The following is a 14,307-nucleotide window of genomic DNA, read 5'->3' on the forward strand; positions in this document are numbered from 1 at the left end:
ACGCGAGACTACCCTCAGCCGCCGGGACGGGATGCGACCGACTGCCGGTCACGGACCACCGTGGGGTCGGTCGGCGAGGGGACGGAGTCCGCCTTGAGCTTCACCACCGGTGCGGTCGTGCCGGTCGGCGGGATCTGCAGCTCCTGCAGCGCATAGGTCATGACATCCCGGAAGACCGGCGCCGCGACCACCCCACCGAAGTACCCCTTGACCGGCCGCTGGAGCGTCACGGCGACGACGATCTGGGGGTCGTCGGCAGGGGCGAAGCCGATGAAGCTCGCCGTCTTGCCCGAGTACCCACCGACCTTCGCGTCGTAGCGGTCCGCGGTGCCGGTCTTGCCCGCCACGCGGTAGCCCGGGATCTTGGCCTCGGGTGCGGTCCCGTCCTTGCTCACCACGCCCTCGAGCATGTCGCGGACCTGCTTGGCGGTGGACGCCGAGACGACGTCGACCGGAGCGGGCGCCGGCGCCGCGGTGAACCCCCCGTGGCCGTCGCCGGTGGCCGCCACGATCCGAGGAGGCATGCGGACGCCGTTGTTGGCGATGGTCTGGAAGACGCCGGCGGCCTGGAGCGCGTTGACCGACAGCCCCTGGCCGAACAGCATCGTGTAGCGCTGCGAGCCGTTCCAGTCCTTGACGTTGGCGAGCAGCCCCTGGCCCTCGCCCGGGAAGTTCATGCCCGAGGTCTGGCCGAGGCCGAACTTGCGGAAGTAGCTGTACATCGTCTCGGGCTTGACCTTCTCGCCCGCGAGGATCGTCCCGATGTTGCTCGACTGGGCCAGGACCCCGGCGAAGGTGAGGTACTCGGTCGGGTGGTCGTGGCTGTCCTTGAAGCGACGGTTGTCAGCGCGGTAGATCTGGTTGGGCACCTCGACCACCGTCGACGGCGTGATGACGCCCTCCTCGATGGCTGCGGAGGCGGTCATCACCTTGCCCGTCGAACCCGGCTCGTAGACATCACTGAAGGCCTTGTTGGTCCAGTTGTCGCTGGCCTGGCCCGGCTGGTTGGGGTCGAACGTCGGGTAGGACGCGACCGCCAGCAGCTGCCCGGTCTTGACCTGCTCGACGACGACCGTGCCCGACAGCGCGCCGGTCTCGATGACCTTCTGCGCCACGGCGTTCTGGGCGAACCACTGCAGGTCCGAGTCGATCGTCAGGCGGACGTCGCGGCCGGGTACCGGTGCCACGGTCTCGGACCTCGCGTTGGGAATCGGCCGGCCGTCCTGGGACTGCTCGTAGACCGTCATGCCGGACTTGCCTCGCAGGGTGTTGTCCATCAGCACCTCGAGCCCACCACCGGGTGAGCCGTCCGCGCGCAGGAAGCCGACCAGCGAGGCAGCAGCGGTCGAGGTCGGATAGGTGCGGTCCGAGGTGGCCTCGGAGTAGATGCCGTTGATGCCCAGCTCGTTGATCTTGCGCCAGTTCAGCGGGGTGACGTTCTTCTGCAGGACGCGGTACTTCGCCGGACCGGTGAGCTCCTTGACGAGCTGGTCGGCGGGGATGCCGAGCAGGGGCGCGAGGGCCTTGGCCGCGCCCGCGACACCGACCTTGGTGCGCACCCCGTTCACCGTCGCGATGTAGGACGGCACCGCGGTCTGGTCGACCGTCACGGTGCGACGCTCGATGCTCGAGGCCAGCACGGTGCCCTTGCGGTCGAGGATCGCCCCGCGCAGGGCCGGCAGCGCGACCGTCGCGGTCCGCTGGGACAGGGCGTCGGCCGAGACCGCCGAGGCGTCGAAACCCTGCAGGCGAAGGAGCTGGGCGGCGAAGATGCTGAAGACGAACAGCACCACGATCGTCATGGTGCGCATCCGGCGACGGGGGTTGGCGCCGTCGAGGCGGACCTGCCGCCCCCGGGGTCCGCGCGGCGGTGATCCGGGCGGTCGCCCCGCAGGGCCGCCGTGAGGGGGCCGCGGCGCTCGACCCGGGCTGGTGCCGCGGGTGGGCCCCGGGGTGGTGGGGCGCGGGGTGGTGGGGCGCGGGGTGGTGGGGCGACGAGGCCCGCCGGCTGCTGCCTTCGGTGGAGCGGCAGCGCGGGTGCGTGGGGCGCCGGTGCGACCCTTCACTGACGCGCCCGCGGCGCGCGGCGGCTGCGCACCGGGGCGTGGGCCTCGGGTCTGCGTCACGGGTACCTCGTGTCTGGGGCGGGGCGGTCGGTCAGTGCGGGTCGGTCAGTGTGCCGGGGTGGCGGTGCTGTGGCTGGGCGCCGGGGTCTTGCCGGGTCCGGGAGCCGTGCGTGTGGCGGTCGTCCGCGTGGTCGTCGTACTGGTGGTCGTCTTGGTCCGGGCGTTGACACTGGTGACGGTCGTGACGACGGAGCCGTCAGGCTTGGTGACCACCATCGTCGTCGTCGTCACGTCCCCCTTCGTGGTGACGGTCGTCGTCGGGCCCTGGGCTGCGCCCGCCGCGACGCCGGGCGTGTGGACCTGGGTGCTCGGCGTCTTCGCCGTCGCTTGCGGAGCCGTCACCACGGTAAAGGCGGGCGCCTGCTTCGCCGGCGACGCCACGCCGAGGATCTTGCCGTCCGACAGCCGCAGGAACGCGGCCGAGTCGGCCGGCACCATGCCGAGCCGGCGGGCCCGCGAGGCGAGGTTCGCCGGGCTCCGCTGGGCGTCGATCGCCTGGGTGAGCGCGTCCTGGGTGTCGGCCAGCTCGCCGGAGGTCTTCTGCAGCCGGTTGAGCGTGAACGAGCCCTCGGCCATCGCGGTGTTGAGCATGAGCAGCGACACGAGCCCGGCGACCATCATCACCATGCAGATCGCGGCGAACACGCCGTTGCCCGGCTGACCCATCGCGGCCGGCACGACGCGCAGCGGCTGGGGCGGCGCCGCCTGGCGCCTCTGGGGGGCCCGAGATGCGACCCTCGCCGTCGCAGTCTGCTGGCTCATCGGTGCGGTCCCTTCGTGGATGGCGTGAGTCGGGTGCGCTCGGCGGCCCGCAGGCGCACCGAGGCGGATCGGGGGTTGGTGGCCTGCTCCTGCGGGCTGGCCTCCTCGGCGCCCCGGGTGAGCAGCCGGAGGTATGCCGCGTGTTCGGGCAGCTCCACCGGGAGCCCCTCGGGGGCGCGGCTGTGGGATCCCTCGGCGAAGGCCCGCTTGGTGATGCGGTCCTCGAGGGAGTGGTAGGAGAGGACGGCGACCCGTCCGCCCACGGCGAGGACGTCGATCGCGCGTGGCAGGGCCCGGGCCCACACCGACAGCTCGGCGTTGACCTCGATGCGCAGCGCCTGGAAGGTGCGTTTGCCGGGGTGGCCACCGCTCTTCTGTGACGCCCCAGGAACCACGCGCTTGAGCAGGTCCACGAGCCGGGCCGACGTCGTGAACGGCGCATCGGCGCGCTCGCGGATGATGGCACCGGCGATCTTGCGGGCGAACCGCTCCTCGCCGTACTCGCGCAGCACGCGCTCGAGCTCGGCCGCCTCGTAGGTGTTGAGCACCTCGGCGGCGGTGAGCCCGGCACTCTGGTCCATGCGCATGTCGAGCGGCGCGTCCTGGCTGTAGGAGAAGCCGCGAGCGGCCTCGTCCAGCTGCAGGGAGGAGACCCCGAGGTCGAACAGCCCGGCATCCATCCGGTCCAGGCCCAGCCCCGCGAGGACCTGCGGGACCTCGTCGTAGACGGCGTGCACGAAGCTGGTGCGGGCGGCATACGGCGCGAGGCGCTCGGTGGCGAGCGCCAACGCTTCGTGGTCGCGGTCGATGCCCACGAGCCGGGCCTGCGGGCACCGCTCGAGAATGGCTTCGGCGTGACCGCCCATCCCCAGCGTGCCGTCGACGTAGACCGCGCCCGGAGCCTCGAGCGCTGGCGCGAGGAGCTCGACGATGCGGTCGCGCAACACCGGAATGTGCCGCTCGGCGGCCATTCCTCGTGCGCTCATGCTGCTCTCCTGCTGCTCGGTGGTGCGGGGTGGTGCTGGTCGTGCGGGGTGGTGCTGGTCGTGCGGGGTGGTGCTGGTCGTCCGTCGCTCTGGGACTCGCTCCTGCGGTCAGGTCTCCATCCGCTCCAGGGATGCCGCCCGGGACGGGGGAAGTCGTCTCGGGATGCGAAGCAGCTGGAGGCCTGGCGGCAGGGGCAGCGTCAGAGGAGCCCGGGGATGACCTCCTCGGACTGGTCGGCGAAGCCCTGTTCGGTGGACTCGAGGTAGGCGTTCCACGCGTCGGTGTCCCAGACCTCCACCCGCGAGCCGGCGCCGATCACGGTGCACTCACGGGTCAGTCCGGCATACGCCCGGAGGTTCGCCGGGATGGTGACGCGGCCCTGCTTGTCGGGAACCTCGTCGGAGGCGCCGGAGAGGAACACACGGGTGAAGTCGCGCACGGCCTTGCTCGTCGTCGGCGCGGCCTGCATCTGCTTGGTCACCGAGAGGAACTCGTCGATCGGGAAGACGTAGAGGCACCGCTCCTGGCCGCGGGTCACGACCAGGCCGTCGGCCATCCGCTCCCGGAACTTGGCGGGCAGGAACAGGCGGCCCTTGTCGTCGAGGCGGGGGCTGTGCGTACCGAGAAACATGCGCTGCCCACCTCCCCTGCGACTGCCTGCGGACCCCACGGCCCTCTGGTTTTCCCCACTTTACTCCACCGTCATCCCCGATGACACCACTTTCGGCAGATATCTGCGCCCGGACTGGTCGTCGTCGCAGGTCATGGCCGTGGTGGAAAGTGGGGCGCGAGCGCCGCCGGGTCGCGCCGAGGGCCTTCACGCCGCGCCACCGGGGCCTCCGGCGCGGGCCGGGGGCCCCGGGTGCCACCGGCCGGATCCCCGGGCAGGTCACGACCCCGGCCATTCCTCTGTTCTGGTGGTGCGAAGTGGGGGAAGATCAATCACCCACCCACCCCGGACCGGGGACCCGGGTTGAGCGCGCGGGGCCGAAGGAAGGACAACCGGTGCACGAAAGGCATGGCGAAGAGGCCGGCGAACAGCTCGGCAGCGACCAGTTCACGAAGGACCAGTTCTCGAACGACCAGTTCTCGAACGACCAGTTCACCCCTGACCACCGTCAGGATCCCCGGCGGTCGCCGCGGCCCAGCGTCACACCCCCGTCCAAGGCGGACAGCCTGCTGTCGCTGCCGGCCGGCTCCCCCGCGTCGCTCGGACAGGTCACCGAGGTCGCCGGGCGGCTCGCGCGCGCCATGAACTCCGTCATCGAGGGCAAGCCCGACGTCGTCCACACCGCCATCACCGTGCTGCTCGCCGAGGGCCACCTGCTCCTCGAGGACGTCCCAGGGGTCGGCAAGACGATGCTCGCCAAGACCTTGGCGCGCTCGATCGACTGCTCGGTGCGGCGCGTGCAGTTCACGCCCGACCTGCTGCCGAGCGACATCACCGGTGTGAGCGTGTTCAACCAGGACGTGCGCGACTTCGAGTTCCGGCCGGGCGCGATCTTCGCCAACGTCGTCGTGGGTGACGAGATCAACCGGGCCTCGCCCAAGACCCAGTCCGCCCTGTTGGAGTCCATGGAGGAGGGTCAGGTCACCGTCGACGGCCAGACCTACGACCTGCCCAAGCCGTTCATCGTCATGGCCACGCAGAACCCCATCGAGATGGAGGGCACCTACCCCCTGCCCGAGGCCCAGCGCGACCGGTTCATGGCGCGCATCTCCCTCGGATACCCCTCCGCGCGGGCCGAGGTCGCGATGCTCGACTCGCACGGACAGGTGTCCCCGCTCGAGACCCTCTCCCCCGTGACCGACGCGGCCACGGTCACGGCCATGGTCCGGGCGGTCCGGTCAGTGTTCACCAGCGACGCGATCAAGCAGTACGTCGTCGACCTGTCCGGCGCCACCCGCGCGAGCACCGCCCTGCGCCTCGGCGCCTCGCCGCGGGCGACGCTCCACATGCTCAGGGCTGCCCGCGCCCACGCCGCCCTCGAGGGACGCGACCACGTCCTGCCGGACGATGTCCAGGCGATCGTCCTGCCGGTCCTGGCCCACCGCATGATCCCCACCGGCGAGACCCAGCTGGCGAGGCGCAGCACGGGCGAGGTGCTGCAGGACCTCCTGAGACGGGTCCCGGTCCCGGCCTCCGGCCGCCGCTGAGGGGCACCGTGCGCAGGCTTCGCGACCTCCTCACCACCCGCGGCCGGGCGTTCGTCGCCGCGGGCATCACGCTGGTGCTGTGCGGGGTCGGGCTGGGGTTCACCGACCTCGTCCGGATCGGTGTGCTCCTGGTCGCCCTGCCCCTGCTCAGCGGAGTGCTCATGCGCCGCCACGACCTGCGCTTCTCCCTGGAGCGCACAGCCGTCCCGGGGCGCGTCCAGGTCGACGAACCCTGTGTCGTCACCGTGGGCATCGAGAACGCCGGCGGGGCCGCAAGCCCCCTGCTCATGGCCGAGGAGCAGCTCGACTACGCCCTGGGCGACCGTCCTCGGTTTGTGGTGCCCCGCCTGCGCCGCGGCGACCGGCAGGAGGTGCACTACACCGTGCGATCGCACGTGCGGGGCCGGCACCGGCTCGGGCCGCTGGGCGTGCGCCTGCGGGACCCGTTCGGCCTCAGTACCCGGGTCGCGGCGATCTCGGGCACCAGCGACGTACTCGTGCTGCCCCGCATCCTGCCGCTCGGCGGCGCCCGTCCGCCGGGCAGCGGGGTCGGAGCCGAGGGCGCCGTCCCGCACATGGTCGCCCTGCACGGTGAGGACGACGTCTCGATCCGGGCGTACCGCGATGGTGACGACCTGCGGCGCATCCACTGGCCGGCGACCGCCAAGACGGGTGCGCTCATGGTGCGCCAGGAGGACCGCCCGGCACGGCGCCGGGCCGCGATCGTCCTGGACTCCCGGGCCCGCGGTCACCACGGCACCGGCAGCTCCGGCTCCTTCGAGTGGGCCGTGACCGCGTGCGCGTCCGTGGCGGCGCACCTGCTCGAGCAGGGGTATGCCGTGCACCTCGTGAGCGACGACACCGCCGACGACAGCCGGGCCGCCACGGCGATGGAGCTCGACCCCCTGCTCGACGTCCTCGCCATGGCCGAGACCGGCTCGGACGACCAGTTCGCCGACGTCCTGCAGGCCGCCCACCCGGTGACGTCCTCGGGCGGCCTCGTGCTGGCGTTGGTCACCGAGCTCGACGAGGAGCTGGCCCGCCGCGTCGCGTCGCTGCGCCAGCCCGGAGGCACCGCGCTCGCCGTGGTCCTCGACCCCGACGGGTTCAGCGTGGCGCGCCGCCGGGTCGCGCGGCATACCGACGAGCTCGCCTGCGTGCCGGTCCTGAGGGGCGCGGGGTGGGGCGTGACCGTCGTGGGGTCGCACGACGACTTCGCCACGGTCTGGACCGCCCTGTCCGGCAGCGGCAGCAGGGCAGGCCTCGAGGTGGGTGCACGGTGAGCAGGGCCCGCGTCCCCGAGTCACTCCTCGCGGCGGCCGCGACTGCCGTCGTCGCCTGGCCGCTGACCACGCTGTTCACCCCGTCGACGTGGATCCGTCCGACGATCGCCGTCATCGCGGTCGTCGCCGTGGTCGGCATGCTGGCCCGACTGGTCACCGGGAGTGCCGTGGTCGTGGCGCTGGCCCAGGCGGTGGGCGTCGTGCTCGCGACGAGCTGGATGCACGGCCGCGGTCACCTGTGGCACGGGCTGCCCACCATGGACCTGGTGTTCGCGTTCAACAACCTGCTCGTCGACGCGCGCGAGACCATCCAGAACTTTGCCGCCCCGGCGCCGACGACGCGAGGCATCATCCTCGGGGTCGGGCTCGCCATCGGGCTCGCCGGCATCCTCGTCGACCACCTCGCGGTGATGCGTCGCTCCCCCGCCATGGCAGGCCTCCCCCTGCTCACGGCGTTCCTCATCTCCGCCTCGAACAGCGGCGAGTCGCTCCACCCCATCTACTTTCTCGCGGCGGGCGGCGTGTGGCTGCTCCTGCTCGGTAGACAGGGTGTCGCGTCACTGCGCCGGTGGAGCACGACGGTGCCCCTCAGCACGGCCGGCCGTCGCCGTTCCGACGACACCGACGGCACCTACGGGTATGCCGCGGTCGGCCGCACCCTTGCCGTGGCCGGCCTGCTCACCGCCGTCGTACTGCCAGTGGTCATCCCGCACTTCCCCACGCGTTACCTCATCGACGGACTCGGCCGGTCGGTGAATGCCACGGGTTTCAGTGACGGCCGGATCGGGCTGACGTCCACGCTCGACCTCGCCAAGAGCCTGGCCGACCCGTCGAAGGCGCCGGTGCTGTCGTACACCTCGAATGCCGCCTCGACGGCGCCGCTGCGCGTGGGTGTCCTGTCCACCTACGCCAACGGCACCTGGACACCCGAACGCGCCCGAGTCCGGTTCGACAGCCGCACCACCGTGACGCCGCCGCCCGAGCTCGACCCGGCGGTGCCCCGCGAGACCTATCGCATCGCGGTCGAGGACTCCCGCATCGAGGCACCGCAGGTCGCGGCACCGACCCCGCTGGTCGCCGCCGATCTCGATGGGGTCGCCTGGGGCGTGGACCGCACCACCTCGGTCGTGGAGGTGGCCCGCTCGGCGACGTCCTACTCCTTCAGCTACCTGTCCCTGCACCCGTCCGAGGCCACGCTCGACCAGCCCCGGATCGCACCGCAGTCCCGAGCCGGGAGCGACCTCGCGGTCGACCCCGCCTCCGAGCGTCTGGTGGGCCGCCTGGTCGACCAGCTCGTCCCTGCGTCGGCGTCCCGCATCGACGCGGCCCGGGCGATCCAGAGGTACCTGCGCACCGATGGCGGCTTCGCCTACTCCCTCAAGCTGCCGCAGTCGTTCCGCAACGCCAAGGGTCAGGTCGAGCACCCCGACCCCATCTCGCTGTTCCTGCAGACCAAGGTCGGCTACTGCGTGCAGTTCGCCACAGCCATGGTGATGATGGCCCGCGAGAGCGGGATCCCAGCCCGCATGGCGATCGGCTTCCTGCCGGGCGCCCTCAGCCAGGGCACCTACACCGTCCGGGCCTCGGATGCGCACGCGTGGCCGGAGCTCTACTTCGAGGGTGTGGGCTGGCTCCGGTTCGAGCCGACGCCGGCGAGCAGCCAGAGCACCGTCGCCCCGGCTTACTCCCTGCCCCCGACCCTCCCCGGCGCGCCGACGCCGTCGTCCACCGCGACCGCCGGCGGCGGGTCGACCGCGAAGCCGACGGGGCCGAGCAACCGCGGCGAGCTGGGCACCGTGGACAGCACGACCGGCAGCAGCGCGAGCGGACTCGCCGGATGGCTCGGACCGTGGGCAGGAACGGGAGTGGCGGGGCTGCTCATCGCCCTCCTGGTCGGCCTGCTCGGGGCGCTGGCGGTACCCCTCGCGGCGCGCAGCCGGCTCCGGCGCCGGCTCCGGCACGCCACCGACGAAGCCAGCCGGGTCGAGGTCGAGTGGCAGGCGATGGTCGAGCGGATCGGCGACCTCGGCGTGGTCCCGCCCCGGGGAAGCACGCCGCGCCAGGTCGGCCGCTACTACCGGCACGAGGCCTACCTCGAGGGTGCGGAGTCCCAGGCGCTGCAGCGCGTCGTCGACGGCGTCGAGCGCTCCCGGTACGCCCCGCCCGGCACCACGATCACGGACATCCGCGCCGACACCCACGAGGTGATGAAGGCGGTGTCGGGGGTGCGTCGCCGCAAGGACCGGTTGCGGGCGGCTCTGTGGCCCACCGACGGCCTCACCGAGTGGCAGGAGCGTCGGGACCGCTTCGCCAGGGTGATCCGTATGCCGTGGGAGCGCCTGAGCAGCTGGCGCAGCGACAGCCGCCGCTGATCGCGTCGGGCCCGGTCGCTTGGGGCCCGGTCGAAACCTGAAGGACTCCTGAGCGCCGTTGCCCCGCGCGGCCACCACGAAGGGGCCCGTGGGGCCGCAGACTCACTGCATGTCCGAGGTCACCCGGCGTTCCGTGCTCACGTGGGGGGCCGCTGTCACGGCCGGGCTCGTGTCGTCCTGCGCCGCACCATCGCCTCACCCCGTCGGCGTCACCGCGGCGGCCGCCCCGACCGACGCCGGCCCGGTGCGGATGGCATCGGGTGCCCCCTTGACGGCCCCTTTGACAGCCCGCGCGACGGCCGGACTGACGCGGGCCGAGGTGATCCACACGTACGACCGAATGGTCCCGACGAGCTGGGGACCCGATGCGGCGGGCACCATCACGTCCCTGGGGACCTCGGACCCGGTCGTGGCCCTGACCTTCGACGCCTGCGGCGGCCCCACCCCGCGAAGTGCGGGCTGCGGCTACGACCGGGCTCTCATCGGCCTGCTGCGCCGGTACGAGGCTCGGGCGACGCTCTTCCTGAACGCGCGGTGGATCGCGGCGAACCCCGCGGTGGCGGATGAGCTGGCCCACGACCCCCTCTTCGAGATCGGCAACCACGGCACCCGACATCGGCCCCTGTCGGTGACCGGGCGGTCCGCCTACGGCGAGAAGGGCACCCGGTCAGTGGCGGAGGCCTACGACGAGGTCGCCGGCAACCACGAGATCCTCACCGGCCTGCTCGGCCACCCACCGCGGTTCTTCCGTTCGGGCACCGCGTGCTGCGATGACGTCGCCGTCCGGATCGCGGGCGAGCTGGGCGAACGGGTGGTCAGCTTCACGGTCAACGGCGACGGAGGCGCGACATTCACCGCGCCACAGGTGGCGACGGCGCTGCACAGGGCGAGGGGTGGGGAGATCGTCATCAGCCACCTGAACCGGCCGACCCACCAGACGGGGCCGGGATATGCCCTCGGACTGCCGCGCCTGCTCGAGCGCGGCCTGCGGACCGTCACCCTCAGCGAGTACCTCACGGCATGACCCCGACTGCCGAGCCCGCTGTTGGGGGCCGATGACCAGGCCCCCAAATCCTCGGACCATCCCCCGAACAGAGGAGGCAGAGGTACGCTCGCCGCGTGACAATAGGGGATGTGCCGGGCGAAATGACCACACTCCTCCTCGGCGCCCAAGGTGGCGATGAGGAGTGCTTCGCCTGCCTGTACGCCCTGACCAACCCGGTCCTGGTGCGCTACCTGCGCGTGGTCTCCGACGCCGATCCGGCCGCGTTGGCCCGCTCGACCTGGCCCACGCTGCTCGACCGCATGGCGGTTTGTGTCGCCGACGATGACGACGACTGGCTCGAGCTCGCGGTCAGCACGGCGCGACAGAGCGCGCTCGCGTCGGCGGCCGTGGGCGCCGACGCCACGCCAGCGCTGGGCAGCGTCGGCGCTGCTCGTACCGCGACCTCTCCCGGGTCGGACGCGGCCGACGACCCGGCCGTCGACCCGGTCGATGACCCGGTCGACGCTGCGGTGGCCGTTCTGCGGACGTGTGAGCCGGCCGTGGCCGAGGTGCTCGCGATGGGTTTGACCGCCGGGCTCGGAAAGGACTCGATCGCCCGGATCACCGGTCACGAGCCGACCGACGTGCTCGCGCTCGTGCGAGCCGGCGAGGACCGGCTCGCCATGCCGCTCGAGAGCCTCGTCGCGGCGATGCAGGCACGCGGCAGCAGCGCCGAGGTGGACGACCTGCCCGCGATTTTGCCGCTGTTCGCAGCACAGTCCCAGTCGCCACTATCGGCCGTCGCCGATCCCGCCCCCGAGCTGGCCACTGCCGCGTCGGCGGGCACGGCCACGGTCGTCAACCTGCTCACCTGGCACTCCCCTACGCAGGCTGCCGCGGTGGTGCCGGCCGGAGGTGCCATCGCCGCGATGTCTCCCCGATGGGCTCGGGTCGGTGTCGGCGCGGCTGTCTGGACCCTTGGCGTGGGCGGTGTCGCGGCAGCCGCGGCCATGATCGGCGTCATCCCCGCGGCCATCCACGGCCTCTTCGGCGACGGGGGCAACGGCGCCGTCGTGGCCTCGCATGGCCCGATTCGCCCCGGCGGGGTGCCCTCCCCATCTGCCGGCGGTCCCGGAACGACCCCCCTGACCACGCCCCCACCGTCTACCGGGCAGTCGGGGCAGTCGGGGCAGTCGGGGCAGCCGGGCCAGCAGGGCTCGCAGGGTCAGGTCGGGCTCGCGACGCCCGTGAGCGCATCCCCCAGTGGTGACGGTGTCGTCGTCTCCGCCGCGACGATCGGCTTCGGAACCTCGACGCAGCTCGTGGTGGCGCCGGCCGTGCTGACCGTCTCGCCGTCGGGGTCACCAGTGACCACGCCGAGCGCACTCGGCGGCAGTTCGCCGACCTCGATCCCGAAGCCGCCGAGCCCGGGCACCGTCACCCCATCCGGCGTGGTTGCCGGCACCGGCACCGCCCACGCGTCCGGAAAGCGACATCTCAAGCACACCACTGGGCTGGCCAAGGGCCGGTCCAAGACCGCTCAGCCCGCCGCGAAGACCCTGGCGGCTGCTCGTGCCCACGCTCAGAAGGCCGCCGCCGCCAAGGCCAAGGCCAAGGCCGCCAAGGCCAAGGCGGCTGGCAAGGCCGCGACCGCTCAGGTGAGGACGGCCAGGTCCCGCGCCTGAGCGACCGCAGTCCAGGACGCTCAGACGAGGTACATCAGCACGAGGTACATCAGCTCAGACGAGGTACCTCGGACGAGGTACCTCAGTCGAGGTAGTCGCGCAGCACCTGAGAGCGGGACGGGTGGCGCAGCTTGCTCATCGTCTTGGACTCGATCTGGCGGATCCGCTCGCGGGTCACGCCGTAGACCTTGCCGATCTCGTCGAGCGTCTTCGGCTGACCGTCGGTGAGCCCGAAGCGCATGGACACGACGCCGGCCTCTCGCTCGGAAAGCGTGTCGAGCACGGAGTGCAGCTGCTCCTGCAGGAGCGTGAAGCTCACGGCATCGGCCGGCACGACCGCCTCGGAGTCCTCGATGAGGTCGCCGAACTCGCTGTCGCCGTCCTCGCCGAGCGGGGTGTGCAGGGAGATCGGCTCGCGACCGTACTTCTGGACCTCGACGACCTTCTCCGGGGTCATGTCGAGCTCCTTGGCGAGCTCCTCCGGGGTGGGCTCGCGCCCAAGGTCCTGGAGCATCTGGCGCTGCACACGGGCCAGCTTGTTGATGACCTCGACCATGTGCACCGGGATGCGGATCGTGCGGGCCTGGTCGGCCATGGCCCGGGTGATCGCCTGACGGATCCACCACGTGGCATACGTCGAGAACTTGTAGCCCTTGGTGTAGTCGAACTTCTCGACCGCCCGGATCAGGCCGAGGTTGCCCTCCTGGATGAGGTCGAGGAAGAGCATGCCGCGACCGGTGTAGCGCTTGGCCAGTGACACGACGAGGCGCAGGTTGGCCTCGAGCAGGTGGTTCTTGGCCTTCTTGCCGTCCTGGGCGATCCACCAGAGCTCGCGCTTGAGCTTCATGTCGATCTTGTCGCCGGAGTTGAGACGCTCCTCGGCGAACAGGCCGGCCTCGATCCGCTTGGCGAGCTCGACCTCCTGCTCGGCATTGAGGAGGGCGACCTTGCCGATCTGCTTGAGGTAGTCCTTGACCGGGTCGGCGGTGGCGCCCGCGGTGACGACCTGCTGGACCGGGGCGTCCTCCTCGTCGTCATCGCGCAGAACGAAGCCGGAGCCCTCGTCCTCGTCCTCGTCGGGCTTCTTGTCCTCGGCCTCGCTGCTCTCGACGTCGACCTCTTCGAGCTCGGCCTCGACCACGTCAGCCGGCTCGGTCTCGACCGCCTCGTCCTCAGCCGGGGTGGCGGCGCTGGCGCCATCGCTGGAGGCGGCGGCCTTCTTGGTGGTGGCCTTGGCAGTCGCCTTTTTGGCGGGGGCCCCACCGGACGCGCCAGCCGCGGCACTGGCCGCGGTCTTGGTGGTCGCGGCCTTCTTTGCGACGGTCTTCGTGGCCGTCTTCGTCGCCGACGGGCTGGCCGTGGCGGTCTTGGCTGCCGCTGCGCTCGTCGCCTTGGCCGCAGGCTTGGCGGCGGCCTTGGTCGCCGTCTTCGGCGCAGCCTTCTTGGCCGAGGCGGTCGCGGTCTTGCGGGTCGCCGTGGCGGCGACCGCGCGGGTGGCCGTGACCGCGTCGAGGGTGACCGTGATGCCCTGCTCGTCGAGCGAGCGCAGGACTGCCTTCATCCGCTTGGGCGCGACCTCGGCACCCTCGAGCGCAGACCTCAATGAGGCACTGTCGACCGAACCATTGGTCCGGCCTTGCTTCAGCAGCTTCTGCAGGGCGGGGTGGCTGAACTCCTGCGGGAGCGACGATGAGGCCGCCCCCTGGGGGCTCGCAGCCTTCTTTGACACGGGCGACACGGATGACCTTTCGTCGCGGACTCGCGGCACAGCACATGCCGTCATGGGCATGCGGAGGGGATGCCTATGACAACACCAGCGGGGGCGGAAGTATTCACGAGGGCAGTGGGGCGAGGCGCCCTTTGGGACCTCGTGACAGACATTGTAAAACGAGATGCCCCGAGAACCCGCATCGGCTGCCGTTTCGACGCCGGTCCCGTGCCGATGAGCCC

The 14,307-nt window shown here is 71.7% G+C and carries 10 protein-coding genes; 5 read left to right on the forward strand and 5 right to left on the reverse strand.

All coding sequences use genetic code 11. The features are described 5' to 3' along the window. Positions 1-14: 14 nt before the first annotated feature. From GKE56_RS06825 to mraZ, 4 genes are all read right to left on the reverse strand, one after another. Positions 15-1,802 carry a penicillin-binding protein 2 gene (locus tag GKE56_RS06825; protein ID WP_230209247.1) on the reverse strand — a complete coding sequence of 596 codons (1,788 nt, stop codon included), beginning with the start codon at positions 1,800-1,802 and terminating at the stop codon, positions 15-17. Between the two features lie 369 nt (positions 1,803-2,171). Further along, positions 2,172-2,888 carry a hypothetical protein gene (locus GKE56_RS06830; RefSeq protein ID WP_154683898.1) on the reverse strand — a complete coding sequence of 239 codons (717 nt, stop codon included), beginning with the start codon at positions 2,886-2,888 and terminating at the stop codon, positions 2,172-2,174. Next, positions 2,885-3,874 (reverse strand): 16S rRNA (cytosine(1402)-N(4))-methyltransferase RsmH, encoded by a 990-nt coding sequence (rsmH, locus tag GKE56_RS06835; protein WP_154683899.1) that lies wholly within the window; start codon positions 3,872-3,874, stop codon positions 2,885-2,887. The genes GKE56_RS06830 and rsmH overlap by 4 nt, the downstream gene beginning before the upstream one ends. Positions 3,875-4,074: 200 nt before the next feature. Then, the gene (gene mraZ, locus GKE56_RS06840) at positions 4,075-4,506 is read right to left on the reverse strand and encodes a division/cell wall cluster transcriptional repressor MraZ (RefSeq protein ID WP_154683900.1); all 432 of its coding nucleotides are present in this window, start codon (positions 4,504-4,506) and stop codon (positions 4,075-4,077) included. 545 nt (positions 4,507-5,051) lie between these two features. On the opposite strand from mraZ, the gene GKE56_RS06845 reads away from it, so the two are divergent. The 5 genes from GKE56_RS06845 to GKE56_RS06865 all read left to right on the forward strand — a co-directional run bounded on the left by GKE56_RS06845 (position 5,052) and on the right by GKE56_RS06865 (position 12,357). Beyond that, on the forward strand, positions 5,052-6,032 hold the full coding sequence (locus tag GKE56_RS06845; protein ID WP_230209296.1) for an AAA family ATPase: 981 nt from the start codon (positions 5,052-5,054) through the stop codon (positions 6,030-6,032). 8 nt (positions 6,033-6,040) lie between these two features. Continuing rightward, positions 6,041-7,315, forward strand: a complete 1,275-nt coding sequence (locus GKE56_RS06850) for a DUF58 domain-containing protein (protein WP_154683901.1) — start codon at positions 6,041-6,043, stop codon at positions 7,313-7,315. Then, positions 7,312-9,687, forward strand: coding sequence for a DUF3488 and transglutaminase-like domain-containing protein (locus GKE56_RS06855; protein WP_154683902.1), 2,376 nt, complete (start codon positions 7,312-7,314; stop codon positions 9,685-9,687). Before GKE56_RS06850 ends, GKE56_RS06855 begins: the two co-directional genes overlap by 4 nt. A 109-nt stretch (positions 9,688-9,796) precedes the next feature. Next, positions 9,797-10,711 (forward strand): polysaccharide deacetylase family protein, encoded by a 915-nt coding sequence (locus GKE56_RS06860; RefSeq protein ID WP_154683903.1) that lies wholly within the window; start codon positions 9,797-9,799, stop codon positions 10,709-10,711. A 122-nt stretch (positions 10,712-10,833) separates the two neighbouring features. Next, positions 10,834-12,357, forward strand: a complete 1,524-nt coding sequence (locus GKE56_RS06865; protein WP_154683904.1) for a hypothetical protein — start codon at positions 10,834-10,836, stop codon at positions 12,355-12,357. A gap of 82 nt (positions 12,358-12,439) precedes the next feature. Here the strand turns inward: GKE56_RS06865 and GKE56_RS06870 are convergent, their stop codons facing one another. Beyond that, complete coding sequence (locus GKE56_RS06870; protein ID WP_154685672.1) at positions 12,440-14,140, reverse strand: RNA polymerase sigma factor; 1,701 nt, start codon at positions 14,138-14,140, stop codon at positions 12,440-12,442. Between the last annotated feature and the right edge of the window lie 167 nt (positions 14,141-14,307).

The sequence above is a fragment of the Nostocoides sp. HKS02 genome, from assembly GCF_009707485.1.
In the GTDB taxonomy this organism is placed as follows: Bacteria; Actinomycetota; Actinomycetes; order Actinomycetales; family Dermatophilaceae; genus Pedococcus.

Excerpts from the sequence above, each read along its gene's own strand:
- GKE56_RS06825 (WP_230209247.1), bottom strand. The coding sequence starts at position 1,802 with ATGACGATCGTGGTGCTGTTCGTCTTCAGCATCTTCGCCGCCCAGCTC.
- GKE56_RS06830 (WP_154683898.1), bottom strand. The coding sequence starts at position 2,888 with ATGAGCCAGCAGACTGCGACGGCGAGGGTCGCATCTCGGGCCCCCCAG.
- rsmH (WP_154683899.1), bottom strand. The coding sequence starts at position 3,874 with ATGAGCGCACGAGGAATGGCCGCCGAGCGGCACATTCCGGTGTTGCGC.
- mraZ (WP_154683900.1), bottom strand. The coding sequence starts at position 4,506 with ATGTTTCTCGGTACGCACAGCCCCCGCCTCGACGACAAGGGCCGCCTG.
- GKE56_RS06860 (WP_154683903.1), top strand. The coding sequence starts at position 9,797 with ATGTCCGAGGTCACCCGGCGTTCCGTGCTCACGTGGGGGGCCGCTGTC.
- GKE56_RS06865 (WP_154683904.1), top strand. The coding sequence starts at position 10,834 with ATGACCACACTCCTCCTCGGCGCCCAAGGTGGCGATGAGGAGTGCTTC.
- GKE56_RS06870 (WP_154685672.1), bottom strand. The coding sequence starts at position 14,140 with ATGACGGCATGTGCTGTGCCGCGAGTCCGCGACGAAAGGTCATCCGTG.